Here is a 26472-nt window from a genome sequence, read left to right on the forward strand (position 1 = left end):
TGCGATGGATCAAGGAGAGCGCCGCTTATTGCTTTCGGGGTATTTGATGCAGCCCTGCGGTCGGTATGGTAGGCCTCGCCAAATGATTAATAACAAAAAGGTTTTGTGAGCTATGTGGAAATGGTTGCACCCTTATGCCAAACCGGAGCGGGCCTATCAGTTGGCTGGTACCCTGCTTCCCTGGTTTGCGGTGATTAGTCTGCTTTCGTTCATCATCGGTTCTGTCTGGGGTCTGGCCTTTGCCCCTGCAGATTATCAGCAGGGTGACTCCTTCCGGATCATCTATATCCACGTCCCTGCCGCCATTCTCTCCATGGGGGCTTACTCCACCATGGCGATTGCTGCGTTTATCGGACTGGTCTGGCAGCTGCGGATGGCGGACATGACGGTAGCAGCCATTGCTCCAGTCGGTGCCATCTTTACCTTTATCGCTCTTTTTACCGGTGCGGCCTGGGGCAAACCCATGTGGGGAACCTGGTGGGTCTGGGATGCCCGTCTTACCTCCGAGCTGATTTTGCTGTTCCTCTACCTCGGCGTCATCGCCCTCTACAACGCATTTAGCGACAAGGTGCTGGCTGGTCGTGCGGCCGGCATTCTGGCGCTGGTCGGGGTGATCAACCTGCCCATCATTCACTACTCGGTAGAGTGGTGGAACACCCTGCATCAGGGGGCCACCATCACCAAGTTTGCCAAACCCTCCATCTCTTCCGACATGTTGTGGCCGCTGCTCGTCATGATCCTGGCGTTTGCCACTTTCCTCGGGGCATTGACCCTGATGCGCTTTAGAAACGAGCTCTTGATGCGGGAGTGGCACCGCCCCTGGGTCAAAGAGATAGCCGAGCAGGAGAAGTAAGCATGCACTTTGCCTCTTTCAGTGACTTCCTGGCGATGGGCGGATACGCCTTCTATGTCTGGCTCTCCTTTGGCCTGACGCTGGTTTGCCTCATCGGTATCGTCATTTCCACCCGTATGAAAACCCGCAGCCTGCTGGGCGAATTGCACAGCAAGCAGGCTCGCGAGGCTCGTCGCAAGGCGGCCCAGCAGATGGAGAACACCCTATGAATCCGAGACGTAAAAAACGCCTCACCATTATCCTGGCCATCACGCTGGGGCTTGCAACCGTCTGTGGGCTGGTGCTCTATGCCCTGAGTCAGAACATCGATCTCTTCTACACGCCGAGCGAGTTGGTGGAAGGGAAAGGGCCGGACAAGATCAAGCCGGAAGAGGGGCAGCGTCTGCGCATCGGTGGGCTGGTTGTGCCCGGCTCGGTTCAACGGGATCCACAAAGCCTCAAGGTAGCCTTCAAGCTGGTGGATAACGGCGGTCATCTGGTGACGGTGGAGTATGACGGCATCCTGCCGGATCTGTTCCGCGAAGGGCAGGGCATCGTGGCACAAGGTACCCTGAAGGATGCCACTACAGTCGAGGCCTTCGAGGTGCTGGCCAAGCACGATGAAAAATATATGCCGCCTGAAGTGGCCGATGCCACCAACGGCATGCACTTCAAGCCGCAATATACCGAGGCGCAGTTGAAGGGGAGCAAGCAATGATCCCGGAATTAGGACAGTTTGCACTGATCCTGGCCTTTGCCACCGCCATATTGCTGGGCAGTTATCCGCTGCTTGGCGCCAGCTGGGGGCGCCTTGGCATGATGTCGGCGGCCCGTCCGCTTGCTTATGCTCAGTTCCTGTTGTTGTTGCTGTCGTTCCTCTGCCTGACCTGGGCATTTATCGACAACGACTTCACCGTGCAGTATGTGGCCACCAACTCCAACAGCCTGCTGCCACTCGCTTATCGTATCTCAGCAGTATGGGGGGCCCATGAGGGCTCTCTGCTGCTGTGGGTGCTGACGCTAGGGGGCTGGACTGCGGCCGTCGCCATGTTCAGCCGCCGTCTGCCGCTCGACGCAGTAGCGCGGGTACTCGGCGTACTGGGCCTCATCTCGGTCGGTTTTACCGCTTTCGTGTTGTTTACCTCCGACCCATTCATTCGTACCTTACCCTACTTCCCGGTAGATGGCCGCGACCTCAACCCGTTGTTGCAGGATCCGGGTCTCATCTTCCACCCGCCGATGCTCTACATGGGGTATGTGGGCTTTTCGGTCGCCTTTGCCTTTGCCATCGCATCCCTGATGACCGGCCGCCTCGATGCGACCTGGGCACGCTGGTCCCGTCCATGGACCATGGCCGCCTGGGTATTCCTGACGCTGGGGATTGTGCTGGGCTCCTGGTGGGCCTATTACGAACTCGGCTGGGGCGGCTGGTGGTTCTGGGATCCGGTAGAAAATGCCTCCTTTATGCCCTGGCTGGCGGGTACCGCTCTTCTGCACTCGCTGGCGGTGAGTGAAAAGCGCGCCACCTTCAAGGCCTGGACTGTGCTGCTGGCGCTATCCGCTTTCTCCCTGAGCCTGCTCGGCACCTTCCTGGTGCGCTCCGGTGTGCTGGTCTCGGTGCATGCGTTTGCCTCCGACCCGACCCGTGGTTTGTTCATTCTGGGCTTCCTGCTGGCGGTAATCGGCTCATCCTTGCTGCTGTTTGCCTTCAAGGGCTCGCAAGTGAAGAGCCACGGCAAGCATGAGCTGTGGAGCCGTGAAACCCTGCTGCTTTGCAACAACATCATGCTGGTAGCGGGTCTGTTGACCGTGCTGCTCGGCACCCTGCTGCCGCTGGTTCACAAGGAGCTGGGTCTGGGCAGCATCTCCATCGGTACCCCCTTCTTCAACCACATCTACAGCTGGCTGATCATTCCGTTCGCCCTGCTGCTGGGGATTGGCCCGCTGTTTCGTTGGCGCCGCCAGGAGCTGGGCGAGCTCAAGAGCAAGGTCGTGATTGCGCTGCTCCTGAGTCTCGCGGCGGCCTTCCTGCTGCCGCTGACCCTTGCCGAGACATTCAAGCCGTGGGCGGCATTGGGGATCGGTCTTGGCGCCTGGATCATCGTCACCAGTGCGCAGGAGACCTGGGCGCGGGCTACCCACAAGCACAGCTTTGCCATCGGGGTTCGCAAGCTTGGCAACAGCCACTGGGCCATGATCCTGGGCCACGTTGGGCTTGCAGTCAGCATCATCGGCATCGCCTGTACCCAGAACTACAGCATCGAGAAAGATTTGCGGATGCAGGCGGGGGATCGAATCCATTTTGCCGATTACGAGTTTGTCTTCACCGGCATCAAGGAGAAGAACGGCCCCAACTACGACGGTTTCAAAGGCGTGCTGGAAGTGCACAAGGATGGCAAACAGGTTGCTCTGCTCAAGCCGGAGAAGCGGATGTACAAGGTGACCCGGATGCCGATGACCGAGGCGGCCATCGATGCCGGCATTACCCGTGACCTTTACGCAGCCCTTGGCGAACAGCTCGACAACGATGCCTGGGCGGTGCGGATTTACTACAAGCCTTTCGTGCGCTGGATCTGGTTTGGCGGCGTGTTCATGGCTATCGGTGGCGTGCTGGCAATGCTGGACAAGCGCTACCGTTTTGGCCGTCGTGAGGAGGAGAGCAAGGCATGAATCGCAAGACCTGGCTGTTTTTAATTCCCTTTATCGTCTTTCTGCTGGGCGCCGTCTTTCTGTTCAAGGGACTTTACTCTGACCCCACCAAACTCGAATCCGTGATGGTGGGGAAAGAGGTGCCGGTGTTCACCCTGCAGGACATTTACGATCTGAACAAACAGCACGATCGCAGCATCCTGACCGGTCGTCCCATGCTGCTCAACGTCTGGGCGACCTGGTGCCCGACCTGCTATGGCGAGCACACCTATCTCAAGGAGCTGGCGGGGCAGGGGATCTACATCGTCGGCATGAACTACAAGGATGAGCGCAACAAGGCGATCAAGTGGCTGGCGGAGCTGGGCAATCCCTACCAGATCAATCTCTATGATCCGGACGGCATGCTGGGGCTGGATCTGGGGGTATACGGCGCACCGGAGACCTTCTTCATCGACAGCAAGGGGATCATCCGTTATCGCCACGTCGGGGATATCAACCCCGAAAACTGGGCATCGACCCTCAAACCCATATTTGATGCCATGAAGTGAGGGGCGTGCTGATGAGAGTGTTAATTGCTTCCCTGTTGCTGTTGCTGGGATGGGTGGTACAAGCCCCGGCCATGGCCGCCATCGATGTCTATACCTTCGACAATGACAACCAGGAGCAGGTCTTTCGCGAGCTGACCAGGGAGCTACGTTGCCCCAAGTGTCAGAACCAGGACATTGCCGACTCCAATGCGGGGCTGGCCAAGGATCTGCGCGACAAGACCTACCAGATGGTGCGTCAGGGCAAGGACAAGGATGAGATAGTGGATTACATGGTGGCCCGCTACGGCAACTTTATCCTCTATAACCCGCCGTTGATGGCATCAACCCTGATCCTCTGGCTTGGCCCGCTGCTGGTTATCGTCATCGGCCTGGGGGTGGTGGTGATGCGCAGCCGGCGACCTGTGGCTGTAGCCAAGCCCGTGGATAGTGCCCTGAGCGAAGAGGAGCAGCGCCGGCTCGCCGAGCTGCTCAAAGAGGAAGAGAAACAATGACCGCTTTTTGGATTGTGATTGCGGCCCTGCTGGTGTTGGTGAGTCTGGCACTGGTCGTACCGTTGTGGCGTGGTGAAGGCAAGCAGAGCATCAGCCGTTCGGCCCTCAACAAGCAGCTCTATCGCCAGCGTCTGCTGGAGATCGGCGAGGAGCGCGAACAGGGGGTGCTTGCCGAGGAGCCCGATTCGCTCATCGAGTTGCAGCGCAGCCTGCTCGATGACATTCCCGATGTGGAGCAGACCGCCCGCAGCGGCAAGAGTCTGATCTGGATCCCGGGTGTGGTGGTGCTGGTGGTGGTGAGTCTGGGCCTCTACTTCAAGCTGGGCAGCTGGCAGGAGGTGAGCCGCTGGCAGGATGCCAACAGCCGTCTTGGCGAGCTGAGCAATCGCATTCTGGTGGAGCGCGATGCCAAGGTGACCGAACAGGATCTGCTCGACTTCACATTGGGGTTGCGCACCCGCCTCAAGGATGAACCGAACGACTACCGTGGCTGGCTGCTGCTGGGGCGCCTGGCGCTGGATGGCAACGATCCCGAGATGGCCAGCGATGCGCTGGAGCGAGCTTACAAGCTGGCCCCGCAAAAATCGCTGGTGGCAGTTCCCTATGCCCAGGCACTGATGATGACGGGGGATGAGGCGCAAGCCGATGCCTTGTTGCAGGCTGCCATCGCTCAGGAGCCGGGCAACATCGAGGCGCGCTCTGTCTACGCGTTCATGGCGCTGCAAAAAGAGGACTTCCAGACCGCCCTTGCTCGCTGGCAGGCGATGCTGCCGCTGATGGAGAAGGGCTCTCCCCGCTATGTGATGGTTGAGCGCTCCATGGATTATGCCAGGGCACAGCTCAAGCAACGTGGTATGGCGGTGACGCCTTCTGGCGCAGTGGATGCTCGGGATAACCAGCAAACTCAGCTTGAGGTGAAGCAGGGCGAGTTCCCGATCCATATCTCGCTGGCGGCTGGAATTCAGATGCCGGAAGATGCCTATCTCTTCGTGTTTGCCGTGGTGCCCAACGGGCCGCCCATGCCGATTGCCGTCAAGCGTATTGCAGGGCCCACCCTGCCCGTGACGCTCTCGCTGGGTGATGGCGATGCCATGATGGAGGGGAGCAAGCTGGCTTCCTATCCTGAGCTGCAATTCAAGGCTCGTCTCTCCCGTGGCGGCAACGTCATGAACAAGGAGGGTGCCTTTGAAGGGGTATCTGCACTGATCAAGAGTGCAGATATTCCAAGCGCTCCGATTGACATCCGTATCGATCACGCCCTCTAATATGTCCTTTGATAACCCGGCCACCGGAGGGTGGCCGGGTTATCTATACTTCTGATAAATCAAAATAAAACGTCGGGACTTCCATATGTATCTTCGTGCAGGGGCCTTGCTGTCAGCCCTGTTGCTGGCTGGCTGCGCCGGTGGCCCACCCAAACCGGGGCCAGAGAGCCTTGATCTCAATCCTGGGATGAATCATCCGGGAGCTACCAGTACGGCAGCAGATCCTCGTGACCCCTTCCAGGGGCCAAACCGGGCCATGTGGGCAGTTAACTACGATGTGCTGGAGCCCTATGTCGCCCGGCCCGTGGTACACAGCTATGCCCGTTACGTACCGCAGGGGATGAAGGATGGCATCGAAAATCTGGTGGAGAACTTCAACGAACCGAGCAGCATGGTCAACCACCTTATCACCGGTGATTTGAAGGGGGCAGGGGTCAACCTGGGTCGTTTTACCCTCAACACCACGGTCGGCCTGCTGGGTATCTTTGACGTAGCCAAACATGCCGGTTTTGAGCGCGACAAGCTGGAGATGGATACTGTACTGGGCAAGGCGGATATTGGCGAAGGTGCCTACCTGATGGTGCCGGTCTATGGCCCGACCACGACCCGCAAGCTGGTAGGTGATACGGTGGATACTCTCTATTTTCCCTATGCATTGCTGACGTTCCCGCTCAAAGTTGCCCACTGGGCGCTCGATGGCCTGGGCTCTCGCTCCAAGCTGATCGATCAGGAACGGATCATCGACAACTCGCTCGATCCTTATGCATTGACCAAAGATTTCTACCTGCAGTACAACCAGAGCAAGGTGACGGGCAAGAAAGCCGAGCTCAAGGAGACGAAGCAGGAGCAGTCTGATGATGCCAATCTCGACCAGTATATGGACGAGATAGATGACCAGTAGACTGGTTGTCTGATGACCAAAAAAGGCGCCTTATGGCGCCTTTTCCATCTCTGCGGTGCTACAGCACAGATATAAAAAACGCCTCGCAGGTGCGAGGCGTTTTGGCAAGAAGAGGAGCCGCTATCAGGCTGCCAGGTTCTTGGTCACGAATTCCCAGTTAACCAGAGCCCAGAAGGTTTCTATGTACTTCGGACGCAGGTTGCGGAAGTCGATGTAGTAGGCGTGCTCCCACAGGTCAACAGTCAGCAGCGGGGTAGTACCGGCCTCAGTCAGCGGGCAGCCAGCGTTGGAAGTGTTGACGATGGCCAGAGAGCCGTCAGCCTTCTTCACCAGCCAGGTCCAGCTTGAACCGAAGTTGCCGATGGCAGACTTGGTGAAGGCATCCTTGAACTCGGCGAAGGAGCCGAATGCTTTGTTGATGGCATCAGCCAGTGCGCCAGTCGGTTCGCCACCGCCGTTCGGGGAGAGGCAGTGCCAGTAGAAAGTGTGGTTCCAGATCTGGGCTGCGTTGTTGAAGACGCCACCAGTGGAGGTCTTGATGATCTCTTCCAGAGACTTGCCTTCAAACTCGGTACCCGGCACCAGATTGTTCAGATTGACCACGTAGGTGTTGTGGTGCTTGCCGTGATGGTATTCCAGGGTCTCTTGGGAGATGTGCGGTTCCAGAGCATTGATTGCATAGGGCAGAGCGGGAAGTTCGAATGCCATTTTCTACTCTCCATTGGCTGGACCGTGCGAGCGCGACGGTTGCAAGACATTGCGTACTCTTTTCCAATGTGAAAAGAGTTGTTTTTAAAATGGTGGGACAGGAAAGTCCAAAGCCAAGGGATTGTAGCAGTATCAAAGATGGGCTAACAACCCTTGATTGGCGCCATGATCAGGATCAATCATCTGTCTATTCTGGCAGCGATTCGTGCCGTTCTTGCCCTTTGTCCGGTTGTGATCGGGCCAGATTGCAGTAGAATGGCCGCCATCATTGCTCTAGTGAGGCATCTATGGAAACTATCGAAAAGATCAAGCAGCAGCTGGCTGACAACCCCATCATCATCTACATGAAGGGCTCTCCCAAGCTACCCAGCTGTGGCTTCTCTGCCCAGGCCTCCCAGGCGCTGATGTCCTGCGGTGAGCCGTTTGCATATGTTGATATCCTGCAAAACCCGGATATCCGCGCTGAATTGCCGAAATTTGCCAACTGGCCGACCTTCCCGCAGCTGTGGGTTGAGGGTGAGCTGATCGGTGGCTGCGACATCATGATCGAGATGTTCCAGGCTGGCGAGCTGCAGGCTCTGATCAAAGAGACTGCTGCCAAGTACAAGAAAGATGATGCGGCAGCCGAGTAATCGGTCCGGTGTTGTCGAGAGGGAGCCACACAGGCTCCTTTTTTATTGTCCCGGTTCTGGCAGGCAAGCAACTGATTGCCGGTTGCAAAAAGCAACGCACTTGCCCTGAAAAATCTAATCTTTGCGGCTTTGTGTTGGAGTTGTTAATTATATTGTTCACCAATCTCTAATTACTTTTTTTAATCCATTTGGATTCAAGTGTTGCTGCCATCACATTTTTTGATAATTTCACCGTAACGCAGTCTCTTTGTAGATTTTTTTGTGTTTATGCTCACATTAATTGCAAGTGATAGAACCTAGTATCGCTTCGCCCAGTGAAATAAAACCCTACAAATTAATAAATAAAAAGAGATTTGCGATGAAGATGTATAGCAATCTGCCCATTGGTCTTCATGATATTACCGAAGCCAAAAAAAGACTGACCAACCATATATACAAGACCGCGCAATTACCCTCTAACTACATCAGCGAACGTTGCCATGGCGAGGTTTACCTCAAGCTTGAAAACATGCAACGTACAGGCTCTTTTAAAATTCGCGGTGCCTTCAACAAACTCAGTTCATTAAGTCTGGAGGATCGTCAAAAAGGTGTTGTCGCCTGCTCTGCCGGTAATCACGCGCAGGGGGTATCTTTGTCCAGTGCCATGCTGGGAATTGATGCCAAGGTGGTCATGCCTTGCTGTGCACCAAAATCAAAAATTGCTGCAACCCGCGATTATTCGGCGGAAGTTATTCTGCATGGCAATAGTTTCAATGACACCATTGCCAAAGTCAGTGAAATCGTGGAAATGGAAGGCCGCGTATTTATCCCCCCCTTTGACGATGCAAAAGTGATTGCCGGTCAGGGCACCATTGGTCTGGAAATCATCGAGGATCTCTATGATGTGGACAACATCATAGTGCCGATTGGCGGTGGTGGTCTGATTGCCGGCGTCGCCATGGCCATCAAATCCATCAACCCGACTATCCGGGTGATTGGCGTGCAGTCGGAGAATGTCCACGGCATGGCGGCTTCATACTACGCAGGTACCATTACCAATCACAGAACCAGCAGCACGCTGGCTGATGGCTGTGACGTGGCAAGACCCGGCACCCTGACCTATGAAATTGTCAAAGAGCTGGTCGATGACATCGTTTTGGTCACTGAAGATGATATTCGCCACAGCATGGTGGACCTGATTCAGCGCAACAAGGTGATTACCGAGGGGGCGGGAGCTCTGGCCTCGGCAGCGCTACTGAGCGGCAAACTGAAACATTATGTCGAAGGCAAAAAGACCGTCAGCATTATTTCGGGTGGCAATATTGACCTGACCCGGATCGCCGAAATTATCGAACAGAACAATATCCGTCAATTTAGCCTGTAAGGAATACAGTCATGATATTGGATAGTGTCGTTAGCAGCAGTAAAGAGAGTGTCAAAGCATGGCGTAAGTCGGATACAACCTGGGGACTCGGTCTATTTGGTACAGCGATCGGTGCAGGTGTTCTATTTTTCCCCATTCGAGCCGGATATGGTGGCCTGATACCAATATTAATCATGCTGGTGCTGGCTTACCCTATTGCATTTTATTGCCACAGAGCGTTGGCCAGATTATGTCTTTCTGGCAGCAATCCATCGGCAAATATTACCGAGACGGTTGAAGAGCATTTTGGCAAAATGGGTGGGGTAGTGATTACCTTCCTCTATTTCTTTGCCATCTGCCCACTGCTGTGGATATATGGTGTGACGATCACCAATACCTTCATGGCATTCTGGGAGCATCAACTGCAAATGGCGCCGCTCAATCGGGGTGTTGTCGCCCTTGGGCTGCTGCTGTTGATGGCCTTCGTGATCTATTTCGGCAAGGATCTGATGGTTCGCGTGATGAGCTATCTGGTATTTCCTTTCATCGCCAGCCTGGTGGTCATCTCTCTCTCCCTCGTTCCTTACTGGAACAGTGCCGTCTTTGATCAGGTCAATCTGAGCGAGATATCGATGTTCGGTCACGACGGTATTCTGGTCACCGTCTGGCTGGGTATCTCCATCATGGTCTTCTCCTTCAACTTCTCACCGATTGTCTCCTCTTTCATCGTCTCCAAACGGGAAGAGTATGAGCAGGAGTTCGGTCGTGATTTTACCGAGAAGCGCTGCTCGAAGATTATCTCCGGTGCCAGCATGCTGATGGTGGCCGTGGTGATGTTCTTTGCCTTCAGCTGCCTCTTTACCCTGTCGCCGCAAAATATGGCGGAAGCCAAGGCCCAGAATATTCCGGTGCTCTCCTATCTGGCCAACCACTTCTCCTCGCTGGCTGGCAGCAAGTCTGCATTTGCCACCACCCTGGAGTATGCCGCTTCCATCATTGCGCTGGTTGCCATCTTCAAATCCTTCTTCGGCCACTATCTGGGGACGCTGGAAGGGTTGAACGGCCTGATCCTCCGCTTTGGCTACCAAGGCGACAAGAGCAAGGTTTCCAGTAAAAAACTCAACATGGTCAGTATGTTGTTCATCATGGGCTCGACCTGGCTGGTCGCTTATGTGAACCCCAACATCCTCGACCTGATTGAGGCAATGGGGGCGCCGATCATCGCTTCCCTGCTCTGTCTGCTGCCGATGTATGCCGTCAACAAGACACCTGCACTGGCCAAATATAAAGGCCAGGCCAGCAACGTGTTTGTCACCATCATCGGTGTGCTGACCATCCTGAATATTGTTTCCAAGCTGTTCTGAAAACCTTTTCTGCAAGTCACTAGCCATTCAGACCCTGACCCCTTGGCGGGGTCTGCATGGCGTAGTCAGAAGCGCGTAATAACCGGTTCTTGGTTGGCCCAATTATTTGGGCCCAGGGCAAGGCTATGCGTTATTTGGCCACCACGCAGTGGTAAATATGTTCTGACTGCAGTGACTCGACATCATAAATATCGAGGCGATGTAATGAAGTTTGATTCGTTGGTTCTGGTTATCAATTGCGGCTCTTCGTCGGTCAAATTCTCGGTACTGGATAGTAAAACCTGCGAGGTGGTGATCTCCGGCATGGCCGATGGTATCGAGACCGAACATCCCCAGCTGAAAATTGATAAAAACCCGGCCACTCCCTTGCCGGAAAACAACCATAGCTGTGCATTGGCGGCGATTGCAGAAGAGCTGAAACTGCGCGGTTTACTCGATGCCATCACCCTGGTGGGCCATCGCATTGCCCATGGCGGCAATGAGTTCAGCGAAGCGGCCATCATTGACGAGCGGGTACTGGCCAAAATCAGGCAAGTCTCGCCACTGGCCCCGCTGCACAACCACGCCAATTTGAGCGGCGTGATGGCCGCCCGCCAGCTATTTCCTGACCAGCCCCAAATTGCGGTATTTGATACCGGCTTTCACCAGACCTTGAAGCCGGAAGCCTATATCTATGGGCTGCCTTATCAATACCTGCAGGATTACGGCGTGCGCCGCTATGGCTTCCATGGCACCTCCCATCGCTATGTGGCCGAGCAGGCCTGTGTATTCATGGGGCTGGATGAGCAGCATGCCGGTCTGGTCATCGCCCATCTGGGCAATGGCGCCTCTATTTGTGCGGTACAGGATGGCAAGAGCGTCGATACCTCGATGGGGATGACGCCGCTGGAGGGGCTGATCATGGGCAGCCGCAGCGGTGATATCGATTTTGGCGCGCTGGCCTATATCGCCAGCAAGACGGGGCAATCCATCGAGGATATCGAGCGGGTATTGAACAAGCAGTCCGGTCTGCTGGGTATTTCGGGGCTCTCTTCGGATATGCGGGTATTGGAAGCTGCCTATCACGAAGGACATCCCGGGGCGAAATTGGCCATTCACGCTTTTGTCCATCGTATTGCCCGCCATATAGGCGGCCATGCCACCTCATTGCGCCGGCTGGATGCCGTTATTTTCACCGGCGGGATCGGCGAGAACTCGGCCTTTATCAGAAAGCTGGTATGCGAACGGCTTCAGGTATTTGGCGTAGCGATCAGCGAGCCGTTTAACCAGCGTCCCAATAGCGAGGGTTGCCGGGTTATTTCGGCGGCAGAGTCCATGGTGCTGGCGGCGGTTATTCCCACCAATGAAGAGAAAATGATCGCGCTGGATGCCATTCGTCTGGGGCAGCAGGTTCGTCAGGCCGAGTGCGTCTGACATCTTCCACTGTAGTGTCATGAGTAGTGAATGAGGTTTATTTGATGAAAGTTGATATGCAATTGGATCAGGATAAATTCCGTCAGGCATGGCAAGGGTTTGCCGGTGAGAACTGGAAGCACGAGATCAACGTCCGTGATTTTATCCAGCAGAACTACAACCCCTATGAAGGTGACGAACAGTTTTTAGCAGATGCGACCGAAGCGACCACCACTTTGTGGAACAAGGTGATGGAGGGGATCCGCATCGAGAATGCCACCCACGCACCGGTCGATTTTGATACCAATATTGCTACGACCATCACCGCCCACGGGCCGGGCTATATCGAGCAGGGGCTGGAAAAAATCGTTGGCCTGCAAACCGACAAGCCCCTTAAAAGAGCGCTGCACCCGTTTGGCGGCGTAAATATGATCCGCAGTTCTTTTGAAGCGTATGGCCGGGAGATGGACCCCGAATTTGAATATACCTTCAGCGAATTGCGCAAAACCCACAACCAGGGGGTGTTCGACGTCTACTCTCCCGAGATGCTGCGTTGCCGAAAGTCAGGGGTATTGACCGGTTTGCCGGATGGTTACGGTCGTGGTCGCATTATCGGAGATTATCGTCGGGTAGCGCTCTATGGCATAGATTATCTAATCCGTGAGCGGGAGCTGCAGTTTGCCGATCTGCAACCGGCTCTCGAGCGGGGGGAGCAGCTGGAGCAGGTGATCCGCCAGCGCGAGGAGCTGGCCGAGCACAAGCGGGCACTGGTGCAGATCAAGCAGATGGCGGCCAGCTACGGCTTTGACATCTCCGGGCCGGCACGCACTGCCCAGCAGGCGGTGCAGTGGCTCTACTTTGCCTATCTGGCGGCAGTGAAGTCGCAAAATGGCGGCGCCATGTCCCTCGGCCGTACCGCCACCTTCCTCGACATCTATATCGAGCGGGATCTGAAGTCGGGGCTCATCAGCGAGCAGGATGCCCAGGAGCTGGTCGATCACTTCATCATGAAGATCCGCATGGTACGCTTCCTGCGTACTCCCGAGTTTGACACCCTCTTCTCCGGTGACCCCATCTGGGCGACCGAGGTGATCGGCGGCATGGGGCTGGATGGTCGCACCCTGGTGACCAAGAACTCCTTCCGCTACCTCCACACCCTCAAGACCATGGGGCCGGCGCCCGAGCCCAACCTCACCATCCTCTGGGCGGAAGGACTGCCGCGGGCCTTCAAGACCTATGCGGCCCGCGTCTCCATCGATACCTCATCCCTGCAGTATGAGAACGATGACTTGATGCGCAGCGACTTCGAGAGCGATGACTACGCCATCGCCTGCTGCGTGAGCCCCATGGTGATCGGCAAGCAGATGCAGTTCTTCGGTGCCCGCGCCAACCTCGCCAAGACCCTGCTCTACTGCATCAACGGCGGGGTGGACGAGAAGCTGAAGATCCAGGTTGGCCCGAAAGTGGCGCCCATCATGGACGAGGTGCTGGATTACGACACTGTCATGGCCAGCCTCGACAGCTTTATGGACTGGCTGGCGGTGCAGTACATCAGTGCGCTCAACCTTATCCACTACATGCACGACAAGTACAGCTACGAGGCCTCCCTGATGGCGCTGCACGATCGCGACGTCTATCGCACCATGGCCTGCGGCATTGCCGGTCTGTCGGTGGCGGTCGATTCGCTGGCGGCCATCAAGTACGCCAGGGTCAAGCCGGTGCGCGATGCTGACGGGCTGGCGGTCGATTTCGTGATTGAGGGGGAGTATCCCCAGTACGGCAACAACGACGAGCGGGCCGACTCCATCGCCTGCGATCTGGTCGAGCGCTTTATGAAGAAGATCCAGGCGCTGCCGACCTACCGCAATGCGGTGCCAACTCAGTCGATTCTGACCATCACCTCCAACGTGGTGTATGGCCAGAAGACTGGCAACACCCCGGATGGCCGCCGTGCCGGTGCCCCGTTTGCGCCGGGGGCCAACCCGATGCACGGTCGGGATCGCAAGGGGGCGGTCGCTTCGCTCGCCTCGGTGGCCAAGCTGCCGTTCAAATATGCCAAGGACGGGATCTCCTACACCTTCTCCATCGTGCCGGGGGCGCTCGGCAAGGAGCCGGCCAATCGCGAGAACAATCTGGTGGGGCTGATGGATGGCTACTTCCATCATGAGCGGGATGTAGAAGGGGGCCAGCACCTCAACGTCAACGTGATGAACCGCGAGATGCTGCTGGATGCCATCGAGAATCCGGACAAGTACCCCAGCCTGACCATCCGGGTCTCCGGCTATGCGGTGCGCTTCAACGCCCTGACCCGCGAGCAGCAGCAGGACGTCATCTCCAGAACCTTCACCAACATGATGTAACTCTCATTCCCGGGGTGAGCAGGCTTGCTCCGGGCCTACTTTTTGTTTGTCAGCACGAGGAAGTAACAGATGCGACAGGTTATCACTACCAAAGCGGCGCCGGGCGCCATCGGCCCCTATGTGCAGGCCACCCGGATTGGCAACATCCTCTACACCTCCGGCCAGATCCCGCTGGACCCGGTGAGCGGTGACATTGCAGAGGGTATCGAAGCGCAAACCCTGCGCTCCCTGCAAAACGTACAGGCGATTGTCGAGGCGGCTGGCGGTGAGGTGCGCAACATCTTCAAGACTACGGTGTTTGTCTCGGATCTGAACGACTTTGCCGCGGTCAACCGGGTCTACAACGACTTCTTCACCGAGCACGATGCCATGTATCCGGCGCGATCCTGCGTGGAAGTGGCCCGCCTGCCCAAGGATGTGAAGATCGAGATAGAGGCGATTGCTGCGCTGGAGTCCTGATGCGGCGATCCCGGCCAATAAAAAAGAGCGGCAGCCCGAGGGCTGCCGCTCTTTTTCCATCGCACCCGCCGTGAGCGATAAGGGCGCAAGGAGTGGGGCATTCTGGATCAGGCAATCCGCTCGATGCGCGCCAGATAGAAACCGTCGAAACCGGTAGCCGCCGGACTCACAGTGTGATCACCAAGCAGGCGGAAGTTTTCGTTGGCGGCGAGGAACTTGTCCACCTGTTGGCGGTTCTCCTCGGGCAGGATGGAGCAGGTAGCGTAAACCAGCATGCCGCCCACTTTCACCATCTGGCTGTAGCGCTGCAGGATCTCTTCCTGCAGAGCGACCAGCACCGGCAGACGCTCGGCGGTATCGCGCCACTTGGCATCCGGATTGCGCTTGAGCACGCCAAGACCGGAGCAGGGGACGTCCAGCAGCAGGCGATCCGCGCTCTCTTTGAGGCGCTTGACGGTCTTGCTGCTGGTGATGACCCGGGTCTCCACGTTGTGGGCGCCGGCGCGGCGGGCACGCTGCTTGAGGTTCTCCAGCTTCCACTCTTCTACATCCATCGCCAGCAGGCGGCCTTTGCCTTTCATCATGGCGGCCAGATGCAGGGTCTTGCCACCGGCACCGGCGCAGGCGTCGATCACCCGCATGCCGGGCGCGACGTCGAGTGCGGCAGCAATGTGCTGGGAACCGGCATCCTGTTGCTCGAACCAGCCGTCGGCAAAGGCGTTGGTGCGAAACAGGGCTGCATCGGAAGTCACTTCCAGAGCACTCTCAACTCCTGCTACCGGCACAGTGTTGACCTGCTCTTTGGCTAGTGCGGCTTGCAGCTCCTCGCGGGTGCACTTGAGGGTGTTGACCCGCAGGTAGCGCTTGGGCATGGCGGTCAGGGCTGCGCGCTCGGCCGGCCAGGCTTCGCCCAGCTGCTCGCTGCCGAGTTTTTCCAGCCAGGTCGGGCAGCCATCCATCAGCACCGGGTTCTTTTTGGCTTCGTTCAGGCGGCGACGGAACGCCTCCTCGTTGAAGCGATCCAGGGTCGGGTGGTTGGGCTGGGGGATCTTGTGGAAAGCATGCCAGCTGTGCAGCAGCGGCCAGACGTTCTTCTCGGCCTGACGAACCTGAATACCGGTCAGGGCGCAGTAGAGGCTCAGGCGACGCAGCAGGTCGCCGGTGACCAGGGCAATCCTTGCCTGTTCTTGCGGTTTGAGTTCGATGCCGGAGAAGTGACGGGCATAGGCGCGATCCAGGGTGAGACCCTGACCCAGCACGTCATCAACAATGGCAACGACCAGATCCCCGAAACGGGGCAACAGTGGGGATTTGAGCATGAGATTAACCTTGGCCAGATAAAGATGAATCACCCCGGTAGCGGGATGATTCTGAAACAGACAAACGGCGCAATGATAGGTGGAAGGGGGATGCGGTGCAAGGTGGATATTCGGCGAGTCATGTGGAGCTTGGCCATACTTGCAGTGATAACAATAGAGCATGGAGGCGCTATGAAGTATGGTCTGACCCTGTTTATCTCCTGCCTGGCAATGCCGGTGCTGGCATCACCGGAGTGGTTGTTTCAGGATGCAAAAACTGCTGCAAACGTCGCTTTTGATGTGAGGGCCGATGAGGTGAAGGTGGTGGTGCCAGAGCCCCCTTTCGCTACGGGGGAGTTGCCATCTTCTCTTAGTCTGCCGCTGACCGATGGCCGTATCGTCACATTTTCCCTGCATCCCAACGCCCTGCTGCCACCCACGCTGGCACTGCGTTACCCCGCCATCAAAACCTATTCGGGCAGCGCCGCAGACGATCCCCGAAGCAGCGGTCGCTTTGACCTGACGCAACAGGGGTTTCACGGCATGTTCACCTATCGGGGGAAGACCTTCTACATAGACCCGCTTTTTGATGGCACCTCGTACGCCGTTTATACCCAGCAGGAGAGTTGGCGCCGGCTGGATGATGATGAAGTGCTGTCATCGCAGCTTGGGGCGCAGGCCGCCCGCTCGGTGCTGGTCAGCGGCAACCAGCGCAAGCGCTATACCATCGCTATCTCGGCGACCGGGGAATATACCCAGTTTCACGGTGGCACCAAAGCCGCAGCTTTGGCAGCCATTGCCACTCTGCTTAACCGAGTCAACGAGGTCTATCGCCGCGATGTAGGGGCCGAGTTTCAGTTGGCTGCGGATACGGACAAGGTGATCTTTACCGATCCGGCCACCGATCCCTTCACCAACTCCACTCAGGATCTGACCATCAACCAGACCCAGCAAGCCTTGCTGCTAAGCTCTGGTTTCGATGTGGGTCACGTATTGACCACTTCGGGAGGCGGGCTGGCTACACTCGGGGCGCTCTGCAACCCCTTCAGCCGGTCTCAGGGGATGACGGGGAGCCCGCAGCCGACAGGCGATGCCTTCTATATCGACTACGTGGCTCATGAACTGGGTCATCAGATGGGGGCGGAGCACTCTTTCAACGGCACGTCGGGCAGTTGTGGTAGCGGGCGTGAGGCAAGCTCGGCCTGGGAGCCTGGCAGCGGTTCCTCTATCATGGCGTATGCCGGGATCTGTGGAGATGAAGATCTGCAGAGTAACAGCTCTCCTTTCTTTCACAGCAAGTCGATAGAGCAGATCCGTACCAAGATGGCCTCGCAGCCATCTTGTGGAACCAATCTGGTGCTCTCCAACAATGCCCCGGTCGTGGATGCTGGCGTGGATCGGGTGATCCCCGCCAACACCGCTTTCACCCTGAGCGGCAGTGCGGTGGATCTTGATGGCAATCCGCTGAGCTACAGCTGGGAGGAGCTGGATCTTGGCACTGCCTCTACCAGTGCGGCCACCATGGTGGATGACGGCTCACGGCCGCTGTTTCGTATGTTGTCGCCAACCCAAGCCCCCAGCCGCAGCTTGCCTGCGATGAGCTCACTCATTGCGGGTGTGCTTGCCAAGGGCGAGGCCTGGCCAACCACCAGTCGTGACCTTCACTTTCGCCTTGCAGTGCGTGATGGCCAAGGGGCTGTCAGCAGCGACGAGATGGTAGTACAAGTGGTCAACACCGGGGCCATTTTCACCATCACTGCTCCCCTTACTGGCAAGATGGTGGCTGGTGCAACCCAAACGTTGAGCTGGAATGTGGCGGGAACGAATCAGGCGCCTATCAATTGTCAGAAAGTGGATGTGGCCCTGACCCGGGATAGCGGCAGCAACTGGACTACGCTGGTGGCCGGTGTACCCAATAGTGGCTCGGCCAGCATTACTTTGCCAACACCTTTGGCGAGCGGGGCCTTGCTGCGGCTCTCTTGCAGCGACAATATCTTTTTTGCTCTCAATACGGCGGCGCGGGCGAGCTCAGTTTCCGGTAGTTCGACAGGAAGCACTACCACTGTCAGCTCTGGTAGTTCTGGCGGCGGGGGAGGTGGTGGCAGTGTTGATCCGCTTTGGCTGGTGCTGATGGCAGGAGGTCTTCTATGGTGCAGACGTTGCGAGTAGCGGCTGGTTTGCTGCTGCTCTACATATCAGGTTGCCATGCCATACCCGATGGGGTCGAGCAGGCGGTCGAGCAGAGCCTCAAAGTGCAGGATTATCGTCTTATCGTGCGGGGCGGGCGGGGAGGCACGGTTCCTTCGGTTGCTGATCGGTTGCAAGCAGAGGCCAGAATGCGGTGCGGTATCCGTTATCTGGAGGGATTCGGTGATGTGATTGAGATTGGCAAGGAGGCTGAGTTTGAGCAACGAGTTGACTATGCCACCCGATATAACAGAAGGATGCTTGAAAAGTGCATGCCGGAGGCTATATCGGGGCAATAGTGGCTGGTGAGCGGAAGTTTCGGATAGCGTGTAAACGCATATTAATAAGCCGAATTTGAGTTATTACTCGAATCAGCATACAGCCGTAATGAGGCTATGATTATCGCTGCACTATTCACGAATGGGGCTCTAAATAAAATAAATGGAGTTTTAACTCTATTTCTCTGAGGCAGTGAAAATACTTTTTAAATTAGCGAGTTAAGTGATTCGGTGCAAACTGTATGCTTTCAAAGAAAATTAAAATCTTTTAATTTTTGCATTAAAAGTTGAGTTGTGATCTTTGTCACGTTATTCTCGCCGGCTGTTCAGTCAGGTGATTAATAATGATGAAGTTCACAATAAATGCAATCTCAGTTGTCATCGCAATGTCAGCCAATATCGCGCTGGCATCCCCATGGCATATGGTCGAAGCACACAATCGGCAGGCGGCTGATACAGTCACAACTAGTGCCTATACCAGCTTTAAGGTCGATGAAGAGTTTATTCAAAATCTGCGTGCTGGCGATACGCTGATTACTTTGCCATTACCAAATGGTGGAATGGTGCAATTTGAAGTGCTGCCCTCGTCGGTGTTGCCACCCGCATTGGCCGCCAAGTATCCGGATATCATGACCTTTAAAGGCCATGAAGTGGGCAATGAAAATAATACCGGCAGTTTTGATATTTCCCCACGTGGTTTTAATGGCATGTTTATGCACCAAGGGGAGCAGGTGTTTATTGATGTTCAACGTAGTGGTCTTTATTCTGTTTATTACAAGAAAAATGTAAAACCGCGAAAAAATGGGCATCATGAAGAGCTGATGCAGAATAATACAAGTGAGCATGAAAGTGAAAAAAAAGCGCTCATTGTTAGATAGTGCAACTAAGCAAGCAGCACAAAATTATAACTTTCCTGGAATAAAAACATATCGGATTGCGATATCTACCACTGGAGAGTATACCACCTCATTTCATGGTAAAGTAGGTGCTTTGTCATCTATTGTAACATTGCTGGCTCGAGTCAATGAGATATATGAGCGTGATCTCGGTATAAAATTTATCTTGGCTGATGGTAATGATAATATTATTTTTGACGATCCGGACACAGATCTATTTTTTAATGGAACTAATAAAGACCGCTCATTTACCACGCCTACAATAGACCGTGATGATGCACATCGAAATGAGCTTGTTCAACTGTTGGCTCAAAGAGAAGCCGATCCTGCGAAAAAGTTAGGTGAGTTTGATATTGGCCACGTGCTGATGACGACCAATTATTCTGGCTTGGCATGGGGGACGCTGTGCGCAGCTCCAAATCTGGATTATTTCGGGAATAAGTCCCCTGGTCGAAACTTGCGATCTAATGCAATGAGTGGAGCCGGTAATGGCAGCTCGGGAGCGGGAATCGCAGAGATCGATGCGATGTTTGTCGATACCTTTGCGCATGAAGTGGGTCATCAGCTCGGTGCAGAGCATATCTTTAATGTCGATCAAGGCGGACGTGTAGCTAATTCCGCTTGGGAGGTTGGTAGCGGTGCGACCATCATGGGTTATCCGGGCAGAGTTGGCATGGGGTCACAAAATCTGCAATCTAAAACGACTGGTTATTTTCATAGCAAGTCCATTGAGCAGATGCTTGCTGTGTTAGCCAGCCGTCCAGATAATTGTGGCACTCTTGAGCCTATGACCAAGCAAGATATTGATGCGAATATCTCGCCAGCATCGCAATCAAAAGTTATTCCTGTTAGAACTGCATTTTCACTCACAGGGATTGGTTCTGGTGAAGATGGAATGACTTTTACCTGGGAACAGGTTGATCTTGGCCGGGCGACTGAGAGTGCATCTGATATATACTATGGAAAATTGAGCGATGGCCCCTTATATCGTTTTGTGGCGCCTACAACGTCTCCTGAACGTCACTTTCCTTCTTTAGCGACTCAGCTAAGGGGATATGAACGATTTATGTTGCAACAGCCTGAGCTAATAAAAGATGAAGAGAAGGGCGATCCATGGGTCAATGTGCCGCGCACCCTTAACTTCCGTCTGGTCGCCCGTGATGGCAAAGGCGGTGGTGCCTATGATGAGACCTCGGTCGAAGTGGTCGATACGGGTTCACAAACCTTCAAGATATTACCAGCCCCTGACCAGCGTATTCTGGTTGGCAGCCCGACCACAGTGAACTGGCAAGTAGCTGGAACCGACGGTGGCCGCATCAACTGTCAGCGGGTCGATATCAGTTATAGCAATGATGAAGGCAAGAGCTGGCAGCCGCTGGTCAATGGCGTGATCAACAATGGCGCCCATGAGGTGACCATTCCGGCCAATGCTGGCAGCGCTGTTCGCCTCAAGCTGGCCTGTAGCGACAATATCTTCTATGCCATTACGCCAAAGCTGGCGACCAAGAGCAGTGATACACCAGCTCCTCAGCCTGAAAGCAATGGCGGCGGTGGTGGCGGCGGTTCGACCGGTCTGTTCGCTCTGCTAGGCCTTGGTATTGCTGCGCTGCTGCGTCGTCGTGAGACCATAAGCTACTAAACCAGATACCCCAACCCATCTTTGGTAAATTGATTAACCAAGCGAAGAGGCATTAGCCTCTTCGCTTTTTTGTATGGTTTACAAGGTCGCTTTATCGGGCGCACAATGCCTGCAATCATTCTCTTGATGGTCGTGGAACCATTATTTATTTGAAGGAAAATCAAGATGATGGATGTTGCTGATCTGCGCCGGGAGTATACCCGTGGCGGGCTGCATCGGGCCGATCTGCCCGCCGACCCCCTCGAGCTGTTCGAGAAGTGGTTGGCACAGGCCTGCGAAGCCAAGCTGACCGACCCCACCGCCATGGTGGTTGCCACCGTGGATGCCGATGGCCAGCCGTGGCAGCGTACCGTGCTGCTCAAGCACTACGACACCCAGGGGATGGTCTTCTACACCAACATGGGCAGTCGCAAGGCGCATCAGCTGGAGGAGAATCCCCGCATCAGCCTGCTCTTCCCCTGGCACACCCTCGACCGTCAGGTGCATGTAACCGGTCGGGTGGAGAAGATGAGCACCTTCGAGGTGATGAAGTACTTCCACAGTCGTCCCAAGGATAGCCAGATCGCCGCCTGGGTCTCCAAACAGTCGACCCGCATCTCGGCGCGCGGTGTGCTGGAGGCCAAGTTTCTCGAGCTCAAACAGAAGTTTGCCAACGGCGAAGTGCCGCTGCCGAGCTTCTGGGGCGGCTTTCGGGTGGTAATCGAGACGGTCGAATTCTGGCAGGGGGGTGAACACCGTCTGCACGACCGTTTCTACTACACCCGTGAAGGGGATGGCTGGCATATCGAGCGTCTGGCTCCCTGACCGGTTTCTCAAATCTGTTTTTCACAAGGAGTGTGCATGCGTCTGTACGGTGATCTGCGCTCCGGCAACTGCTACAAGGCGTGGTTGCTGGCGCGCTGGCTTGAACTGCCCCTCGAGTGGGTGGCGGTCGATATCGCGGCGGGGGAGACTCAAACCCCCGATTTTCTGGCGATGAACCCCAATGGCAAGATCCCGGTACTGGAACTTGCTCCCGGCGATCTGCTGGCTGAATCCAATGCCATTCTCTTCTATCTGGCGCAGGGCTCGTCTTTGTGGCCGACCGATCCGCGCCAGCAGGCCGACGTGCTCAAATGGATGTTCTTCGAGCAGTACAGCCATGAGCCCTATATTGCGGTGGCCCGTTTTATCGTCCGCTATCTGGGGCGGCCCGAGTCGCAGGAGGCGCGGCTCGACGGGCTGAAGGCCGGTGGCGAGAAGGCGCTGGCGGTGATGGAGCAACAACTGAAAAAGAGCCCCTATCTGTGCGGCGAGGTGCCGACCATCGCCGATATCGCCCTCTACGCCTACACCCATGTGGCGGAGGAGGGGATCTTCTCCCTGCAGGGGTGGCCCGACATTCGTGACTGGATTACCCGCATCGAGGCGCATCCACATCACATGAGCCTGCCAGCGGCCTGTCAGGCGTGATGGAGCTGTTGATCGAGGGGAGCCTGTGGCAGCCCCACTGGAACGAGGTGGTGGGCCATTGGCAGCAGCAGGGCCATCGCTGGCAGCTGCTCTTGGGCAAGGAGGCTGCCGCCACCCTCGATCACCAGAGCGCCCCCTGGGCAGGTCTGACCCCTGATGGCGTGATCTGTCCCGGCGCCCTGCTGGCCGCCTGGCTTGATGGGGATTTGTTGCCGCAACACCACGCCGATCCTACCCAGCAGATCCTTCTCAGTGGTTCAGCTTCCTTGCTGACGCTGGCCCGGGAGCAGGGACTGCTCACGCTGGGGACGGTTGGCGCCGATCTGACGCTGGATGCACACGCGGATCTGGGCGCTCTGCTCAATCGTCTGCTTGCGCGTCGCCTGTGGATACCCTCTTTACGGGAACAAGATTGCTATGCTCCACTGCAACTGCGGGCACTGCACGCTGAGGATGAACAAGAGATCGTGCGCTATTGCAGCGATGAGGCGATCGCCCGCTACACCCTCAATATTCCCCACCCCTATCCACCGGAGGGGGCCCGCGACTGGCTGGCCCTATGCTGGCGCAGAGCGGCGCTTGGCCTTGGCTGGAGCTGGGCCATCACCTTGCCGCAAGGGGAGGCAGAAGCGCCCCTTGTCGGCGTCATCTCGCTGCACTGGAATGGCGAACTGGCCTGGTGGGTCGGTGTCCCCTGGCAGGGGCGCGGCATTGCCACCCGGGCGGCCAGACTGGTCAAGGCATTTGCCTTTGACCAGCTGCATCTGCCCGCCATCACGGCTCGCCATATGCCGCAGAATCTGGCCTCCGGCAGGGTGATGGCCAAGCTTGGCATGGTGGAGCAGGGGCTGCGTCTGATTGACGGCCATCAGCCGTGCGAGGTGCGCTACTGGCGGCTGGATCGCCGTCCAGCCATTACTGGAGCGTTGCAGCAGGCGCTGGTCAGATGGCAACGGGATGAGCGGATCGCGGTAGTGATCCTCTGCGATCCGGCTGTGTGCGAAGCGAAGCTGCCCGTCATCTCCCTCTTTCTGGCCGACATGGATGCTGACGAGGCTCGGTTATTTGCTGATCCGCAGCTGAAGGCCGAGGGATATCAGTTGCACTGCTATCCCCTCTCCCGACTGGAGGTTGCTGAGCCCGAGCTATTCCACCATGCAGGTGGTCTGCTGCTAAAGGATGAGGGTGATATGGGGCTGGAGTGGTTGCTGCAATTCGCTACTCTGCTGCGTCAGGGGCCCACTTCGCTGACGCTGACAGAGCGGCGCGAGCGGCTTGGCTGGATCAGTCGGTTACTTGCCGATGGGGATGGATTGACGGCTGAGAGCGCGCTCCCCCTGCGCCATCGCCTGATGAGGCTGCTGGTGGAGTTGCCGGAGCTGATGGATGAGCTGGATGGCCGCTGGCATCTGGGGCCGGAGCAGACGTTTGCGCGGCTGGCGCGGGAGTCCCCCTCCTTGCTGAATGCCTATCAGAGGGTGCTGGCCCAGCCCGCACCGGACAACTGGCGAGCCTTGCGAGAGCAGTTTGCCGATCGTTTTCCTGAGTGCACCCTCCCATTTCTGGACAAAGGTGCTCAGGAGCGGAGGCAGTTTGTGGAATAATGGCCGCTCTGCTGTACGAGGAGTAATACCTGATGTTGAGAACCGAGCGCCCCGGTGACATGCTGCCGGTCTATGAGCTGGTCACTGCCGCTTTTGGCCGCACCGATGAGGCCGAGCTGGTTAACCGTCTGCGCGAGTGTGGTGCCGCCGTGGTGACCATGGTCGAAGAGGAAGAGTACGAGTTCATGGGTCACCTGATGCTAAGCCCGATCACCATTAACGGTGTCGAGGGGCCCTGGCTTGGGCTGGCGCCGGTTGCGGTGCATCCCGATTGGCAGGGGCAGGGGATTGGCTCCGATCTCATCCGCGAAGGGCTGGATACTGCGCTCGAGATGGACTGGAAAGGGGTGGTGGTGCTCGGCGATCCGGCCTACTACAGCCGCTTCGGTTTCCGTCCCGCCAGCGAATTTGGCCTGCGCTGCATCTACGAGGTGCCGGCAGAGTGCTTTATGGCGATGGAGCTGCAGCCGGGTGGCCTTGCCAATGTGGCGGGCGAGGTGCTCTACCATCCTCTCTTTGACGAGCTGCCCGACGAAGTGGCGGAAGGATCTCACTGATAGCAAAAAGCCCTCATGAAGAGGGCTTTTTCATTAGCGGATGTTGGTCTGTCAGGCGGTGATATCGAGCAGGGAGCCCTTGGGCTTCTCTTCACCGACCATACTGCCCATCTGCTGGCCGAGCGGGCTCTGCTGGAATTGCAGGTAGTCACTCAGGTTCTGCTGGCGCTGGTAGCGGTTGGCCGCCTGATAGACGTCACTGGCGCTCGGGCCGCTATTGTCGTTGCTCTCTGTATCGCTGGCTTCCATATAGCGTTCGACCACAGCCTTGTTCTGCTGCGCAGCCGAGTAGGAGACCGCCATGGTGCGGCGGGCGGTGGCCTGATCCTCACGCTGAGTTTCAACCTCGTCTTTCTTGTCCAGCACCTTGTTTTGAGCCTGATTGATCTGCTCCGGTGTGACCTCGGGATAAGAGGGATATTTGCCGTAATCGGGGCGCATGATGGGCATGGAGGCTGAGTTGATTTGCATGATCGCTTCTCTGACTGATCGGGAACCTGCTCATAATACTAGCTCTCTGTTGGTCAATAAAACACCAAGTGAAGTGCCGTCAAGATCCGGTTCAGTTTCGCAAATCGTCTGTGACAGAGGGGTGAGGTGAACAGTGTGGGGGAAGTGGTTGCTGCCATTGAAAAAATGCCCGCTTCGGTGGTGCCGGAGCGGGCCAAAGCGATCACGCAGCGGTGATCACAGGCAAGTCGTAATTGAGCAGTTCAGCGCGGGTTGGTGCACCATCGGCGCCGGGACGGCTGACCACGATGGCGGCCACCAGATTGCCGAGGCGAACCGCCTCTGCCAACGGCAGGCCGCTGGCGAGCCCCATCAGGGTGCCGCCGCCATGGGCATCGCCCGCCCCGACGGTATCGCAGAGGGTCACCGCAACGGGATATACCCGCTGGCATTGACCATCCGGGGTGCCGACCAGTGCTCCCTCTTTATCTTCCCGCACGATAAGAGCAGCCCTGTGTTGCCGGCAGAAGCTGGCCACGGTTGCTGCGCTGGCGGGGGCCCCCAGCAGCACGGCTGCCTCTTCACGATTGAGAGAGAAGAGGGCGCCACGGGCCAGCAGAGCGGCAATCTCGTCAGCGCTCAGATCACCGATGCGGGGACCCGGATCGATTAACGGCGTGATGCGCTCGGGTAGCTGGAGCAACCACTCCAGCAGCGGCGCCCCCTGGGTGCCGGTTAGCTCGTAGCCAGAGGCATAGACCCACCCTGTGCCAGCGGGTAGCAGACGGCTCAGCGCCGCGGTATCCCAGTACTGCTCGCACCCTTCCACCGTAATGAAGGTGCGCTCGCCATCGGGCTCGACCAGTGCCAGACACCAGCCATTGTCGTGAGCCGGATCGCGCAACTGGACTGGCAGCGACTCCGCCGCCATCGCTGCTTCCACCGCCGTTCCCCAGCTGCCCTGACCGACGGTAATGCCGTTGATCACCGGGGCGCCGAGCCGGGCGAGGGCGCGGGCCACGTTGAAGGCGCAGCCACCAATCTGGCGGCCGCTCTCGCGGGCGACTTCATCGCCGCCCGAGACGGGGAGGCGGTTCATCTCCAGCATCACGTCGCCAAAGGCGGCGCCAATCACCATGACCGGCATGGTCGGGACGGGCGGAGTCAT

General features: G+C 56.8%; 26 protein-coding genes. 22 read left to right on the forward strand and 4 right to left on the reverse strand.

Features of this window, described 5'->3' with window-relative positions; genetic code table 11:
* The first annotated feature begins 112 nt into the window (after positions 1–112).
* The 8 genes from AAHA39_RS07330 to AAHA39_RS07365 all read left to right on the forward strand — a co-directional run bounded on the left by AAHA39_RS07330 (position 113) and on the right by AAHA39_RS07365 (position 6686).
* A complete protein-coding gene (locus tag AAHA39_RS07330; RefSeq protein ID WP_041208901.1) occupies positions 113–853 on the forward strand; it encodes a heme ABC transporter permease in 741 nt (246 codons plus the stop codon).
* A gap of 2 nt (positions 854–855) precedes the next feature.
* On the forward strand, positions 856–1062 hold the full coding sequence (gene ccmD, locus AAHA39_RS07335) for a heme exporter protein CcmD (protein WP_104014203.1): 207 nt from the start codon (positions 856–858) through the stop codon (positions 1060–1062).
* On the forward strand, positions 1059–1550 hold the full coding sequence (gene ccmE, locus AAHA39_RS07340) for a cytochrome c maturation protein CcmE (RefSeq protein ID WP_033114435.1): 492 nt from the start codon (positions 1059–1061) through the stop codon (positions 1548–1550). Before ccmD ends, ccmE begins: the two co-directional genes overlap by 4 nt.
* Positions 1547–3502 (forward strand): heme lyase CcmF/NrfE family subunit, encoded by a 1956-nt coding sequence (locus AAHA39_RS07345; RefSeq protein ID WP_320656782.1) that lies wholly within the window; start codon positions 1547–1549, stop codon positions 3500–3502. Before ccmE ends, AAHA39_RS07345 begins: the two co-directional genes overlap by 4 nt.
* Complete coding sequence (locus AAHA39_RS07350; protein ID WP_042031549.1) at positions 3499–4029, forward strand: DsbE family thiol:disulfide interchange protein; 531 nt, start codon at positions 3499–3501, stop codon at positions 4027–4029. Before AAHA39_RS07345 ends, AAHA39_RS07350 begins: the two co-directional genes overlap by 4 nt.
* Before the next feature lie 11 nt (positions 4030–4040).
* On the forward strand, positions 4041–4520 hold the full coding sequence (locus AAHA39_RS07355) for a cytochrome c-type biogenesis protein (protein ID WP_320656783.1): 480 nt from the start codon (positions 4041–4043) through the stop codon (positions 4518–4520).
* Complete coding sequence (gene ccmI, locus AAHA39_RS07360; protein ID WP_320656784.1) at positions 4517–5785, forward strand: c-type cytochrome biogenesis protein CcmI; 1269 nt, start codon at positions 4517–4519, stop codon at positions 5783–5785. Before AAHA39_RS07355 ends, ccmI begins: the two co-directional genes overlap by 4 nt.
* Positions 5786–5870: 85 nt before the next feature.
* Entirely contained in the window at positions 5871–6686 is an 816-nt protein-coding gene (locus tag AAHA39_RS07365) for an MlaA family lipoprotein (protein ID WP_320656785.1), read from the forward strand.
* Positions 6687–6809: 123 nt separating this feature from the next.
* Here the strand turns inward: AAHA39_RS07365 and sodB are convergent, their stop codons facing one another.
* On the reverse strand, positions 6810–7394 hold the full coding sequence (gene sodB, locus AAHA39_RS07370; RefSeq protein ID WP_320656786.1) for a superoxide dismutase [Fe]: 585 nt from the start codon (positions 7392–7394) through the stop codon (positions 6810–6812).
* 287 nt (positions 7395–7681) lie between these two features.
* Between sodB and AAHA39_RS07375 the strand changes: the two genes are divergently transcribed.
* From AAHA39_RS07375 to AAHA39_RS07400, 6 genes are all read left to right on the forward strand, one after another.
* Positions 7682–8026: a Grx4 family monothiol glutaredoxin gene (locus AAHA39_RS07375; protein ID WP_005353650.1), complete on the forward strand. Its 345-nt coding sequence runs from the start codon at positions 7682–7684 to the stop codon at positions 8024–8026.
* Between the two features lie 358 nt (positions 8027–8384).
* Positions 8385–9389 carry a bifunctional threonine ammonia-lyase/L-serine ammonia-lyase TdcB gene (gene tdcB / locus AAHA39_RS07380; protein WP_320656787.1) on the forward strand — a complete coding sequence of 335 codons (1005 nt, stop codon included), beginning with the start codon at positions 8385–8387 and terminating at the stop codon, positions 9387–9389.
* A gap of 11 nt (positions 9390–9400) precedes the next feature.
* Positions 9401–10732: a threonine/serine transporter TdcC gene (tdcC, locus tag AAHA39_RS07385; protein ID WP_041208894.1), complete on the forward strand. Its 1332-nt coding sequence runs from the start codon at positions 9401–9403 to the stop codon at positions 10730–10732.
* Positions 10733–10936: 204 nt separating this feature from the next.
* A complete protein-coding gene (tdcD, locus tag AAHA39_RS07390; protein WP_219270969.1) occupies positions 10937–12145 on the forward strand; it encodes a propionate kinase in 1209 nt (402 codons plus the stop codon).
* Between the two features lie 44 nt (positions 12146–12189).
* On the forward strand, positions 12190–14484 hold the full coding sequence (gene pflB / locus AAHA39_RS07395; protein WP_320656788.1) for a formate C-acetyltransferase: 2295 nt from the start codon (positions 12190–12192) through the stop codon (positions 14482–14484).
* A 69-nt stretch (positions 14485–14553) separates the two neighbouring features.
* Positions 14554–14943 (forward strand): RidA family protein, encoded by a 390-nt coding sequence (locus tag AAHA39_RS07400; protein WP_139742594.1) that lies wholly within the window; start codon positions 14554–14556, stop codon positions 14941–14943.
* A 107-nt stretch (positions 14944–15050) separates the two neighbouring features.
* On the opposite strand, the gene AAHA39_RS07405 is transcribed toward AAHA39_RS07400, so the two are convergent.
* Positions 15051–16262: an RsmB/NOP family class I SAM-dependent RNA methyltransferase gene (locus AAHA39_RS07405; RefSeq protein ID WP_043850373.1), complete on the reverse strand. Its 1212-nt coding sequence runs from the start codon at positions 16260–16262 to the stop codon at positions 15051–15053.
* Between the two features lie 171 nt (positions 16263–16433).
* On the opposite strand from AAHA39_RS07405, the gene AAHA39_RS07410 reads away from it, so the two are divergent.
* The 8 genes from AAHA39_RS07410 (at position 16434) to AAHA39_RS07445 (ending at position 24854) form a co-directional block, all read left to right on the forward strand.
* Positions 16434–18410, forward strand: coding sequence for a reprolysin-like metallopeptidase (locus AAHA39_RS07410; protein WP_320656789.1), 1977 nt, complete (start codon positions 16434–16436; stop codon positions 18408–18410).
* Positions 18389–18727, forward strand: coding sequence for a hypothetical protein (locus AAHA39_RS07415; protein ID WP_320656790.1), 339 nt, complete (start codon positions 18389–18391; stop codon positions 18725–18727). The genes AAHA39_RS07410 and AAHA39_RS07415 overlap by 22 nt, the downstream gene beginning before the upstream one ends.
* A 323-nt stretch (positions 18728–19050) precedes the next feature.
* Positions 19051–19584, forward strand: coding sequence for a hypothetical protein (locus AAHA39_RS07420; protein ID WP_320656791.1), 534 nt, complete (start codon positions 19051–19053; stop codon positions 19582–19584).
* On the forward strand, positions 19550–21241 hold the full coding sequence (locus tag AAHA39_RS07425) for a reprolysin-like metallopeptidase (protein WP_320656792.1): 1692 nt from the start codon (positions 19550–19552) through the stop codon (positions 21239–21241). Before AAHA39_RS07420 ends, AAHA39_RS07425 begins: the two co-directional genes overlap by 35 nt.
* Before the next feature lie 165 nt (positions 21242–21406).
* Positions 21407–22045 (forward strand): pyridoxamine 5'-phosphate oxidase, encoded by a 639-nt coding sequence (gene pdxH / locus AAHA39_RS07430; RefSeq protein WP_320656794.1) that lies wholly within the window; start codon positions 21407–21409, stop codon positions 22043–22045.
* A gap of 36 nt (positions 22046–22081) precedes the next feature.
* The gene (locus AAHA39_RS07435) at positions 22082–22693 is read left to right on the forward strand and encodes a glutathione S-transferase family protein (protein WP_320656795.1); all 612 of its coding nucleotides are present in this window, start codon (positions 22082–22084) and stop codon (positions 22691–22693) included.
* On the forward strand, positions 22693–24297 hold the full coding sequence (locus AAHA39_RS07440) for a GNAT family N-acetyltransferase (protein ID WP_320656796.1): 1605 nt from the start codon (positions 22693–22695) through the stop codon (positions 24295–24297). Before AAHA39_RS07435 ends, AAHA39_RS07440 begins: the two co-directional genes overlap by 1 nt.
* 32 nt (positions 24298–24329) lie before the next feature.
* Positions 24330–24854, forward strand: a complete 525-nt coding sequence (locus AAHA39_RS07445; RefSeq protein ID WP_042031533.1) for a GNAT family N-acetyltransferase — start codon at positions 24330–24332, stop codon at positions 24852–24854.
* A gap of 51 nt (positions 24855–24905) precedes the next feature.
* On the opposite strand, the gene AAHA39_RS07450 is transcribed toward AAHA39_RS07445, so the two are convergent.
* Positions 24906–25325 (reverse strand): hypothetical protein, encoded by a 420-nt coding sequence (locus AAHA39_RS07450; protein ID WP_201907228.1) that lies wholly within the window; start codon positions 25323–25325, stop codon positions 24906–24908.
* 202 nt (positions 25326–25527) lie between these two features.
* On the reverse strand, positions 25528–26472 hold the full coding sequence (locus AAHA39_RS07455) for a PfkB family carbohydrate kinase (protein ID WP_320656797.1): 945 nt from the start codon (positions 26470–26472) through the stop codon (positions 25528–25530).

Source organism: Aeromonas sp. SE22 (assembly GCF_038739755.1).
GTDB classification, from domain to species: domain Bacteria; phylum Pseudomonadota; class Gammaproteobacteria; order Enterobacterales; family Aeromonadaceae; genus Aeromonas; species Aeromonas jandaei.

Coding starts and splice junctions, on each gene's coding strand:
- AAHA39_RS07330 (WP_041208901.1), top strand. CDS start 113: ATGTGGAAATGGTTGCACCCTTATGCCAAACCGGAGCGGGCCTATCAG.
- ccmD (WP_104014203.1), top strand. CDS start 856: ATGCACTTTGCCTCTTTCAGTGACTTCCTGGCGATGGGCGGATACGCC.
- ccmE (WP_033114435.1), top strand. CDS start 1,059: ATGAATCCGAGACGTAAAAAACGCCTCACCATTATCCTGGCCATCACG.
- AAHA39_RS07345 (WP_320656782.1), top strand. CDS start 1,547: ATGATCCCGGAATTAGGACAGTTTGCACTGATCCTGGCCTTTGCCACC.
- AAHA39_RS07350 (WP_042031549.1), top strand. CDS start 3,499: ATGAATCGCAAGACCTGGCTGTTTTTAATTCCCTTTATCGTCTTTCTG.
- AAHA39_RS07355 (WP_320656783.1), top strand. CDS start 4,041: ATGAGAGTGTTAATTGCTTCCCTGTTGCTGTTGCTGGGATGGGTGGTA.
- ccmI (WP_320656784.1), top strand. CDS start 4,517: ATGACCGCTTTTTGGATTGTGATTGCGGCCCTGCTGGTGTTGGTGAGT.
- AAHA39_RS07365 (WP_320656785.1), top strand. CDS start 5,871: ATGTATCTTCGTGCAGGGGCCTTGCTGTCAGCCCTGTTGCTGGCTGGC.
- sodB (WP_320656786.1), bottom strand. CDS start 7,394: ATGGCATTCGAACTTCCCGCTCTGCCCTATGCAATCAATGCTCTGGAA.
- AAHA39_RS07375 (WP_005353650.1), top strand. CDS start 7,682: ATGGAAACTATCGAAAAGATCAAGCAGCAGCTGGCTGACAACCCCATC.
- tdcB (WP_320656787.1), top strand. CDS start 8,385: ATGAAGATGTATAGCAATCTGCCCATTGGTCTTCATGATATTACCGAA.
- tdcC (WP_041208894.1), top strand. CDS start 9,401: ATGATATTGGATAGTGTCGTTAGCAGCAGTAAAGAGAGTGTCAAAGCA.
- tdcD (WP_219270969.1), top strand. CDS start 10,937: ATGAAGTTTGATTCGTTGGTTCTGGTTATCAATTGCGGCTCTTCGTCG.
- pflB (WP_320656788.1), top strand. CDS start 12,190: ATGAAAGTTGATATGCAATTGGATCAGGATAAATTCCGTCAGGCATGG.
- AAHA39_RS07400 (WP_139742594.1), top strand. CDS start 14,554: ATGCGACAGGTTATCACTACCAAAGCGGCGCCGGGCGCCATCGGCCCC.
- AAHA39_RS07405 (WP_043850373.1), bottom strand. CDS start 16,262: ATGCTCAAATCCCCACTGTTGCCCCGTTTCGGGGATCTGGTCGTTGCC.
- AAHA39_RS07410 (WP_320656789.1), top strand. CDS start 16,434: ATGAAGTATGGTCTGACCCTGTTTATCTCCTGCCTGGCAATGCCGGTG.
- AAHA39_RS07415 (WP_320656790.1), top strand. CDS start 18,389: ATGGTGCAGACGTTGCGAGTAGCGGCTGGTTTGCTGCTGCTCTACATA.
- AAHA39_RS07420 (WP_320656791.1), top strand. CDS start 19,051: ATGATGAAGTTCACAATAAATGCAATCTCAGTTGTCATCGCAATGTCA.
- AAHA39_RS07425 (WP_320656792.1), top strand. CDS start 19,550: ATGAAAGTGAAAAAAAAGCGCTCATTGTTAGATAGTGCAACTAAGCAA.
- pdxH (WP_320656794.1), top strand. CDS start 21,407: ATGATGGATGTTGCTGATCTGCGCCGGGAGTATACCCGTGGCGGGCTG.
- AAHA39_RS07435 (WP_320656795.1), top strand. CDS start 22,082: ATGCGTCTGTACGGTGATCTGCGCTCCGGCAACTGCTACAAGGCGTGG.
- AAHA39_RS07440 (WP_320656796.1), top strand. CDS start 22,693: ATGGAGCTGTTGATCGAGGGGAGCCTGTGGCAGCCCCACTGGAACGAG.
- AAHA39_RS07445 (WP_042031533.1), top strand. CDS start 24,330: ATGTTGAGAACCGAGCGCCCCGGTGACATGCTGCCGGTCTATGAGCTG.
- AAHA39_RS07450 (WP_201907228.1), bottom strand. CDS start 25,325: ATGCAAATCAACTCAGCCTCCATGCCCATCATGCGCCCCGATTACGGC.
- AAHA39_RS07455 (WP_320656797.1), bottom strand. CDS start 26,472: ATGACTCCGCCCGTCCCGACCATGCCGGTCATGGTGATTGGCGCCGCC.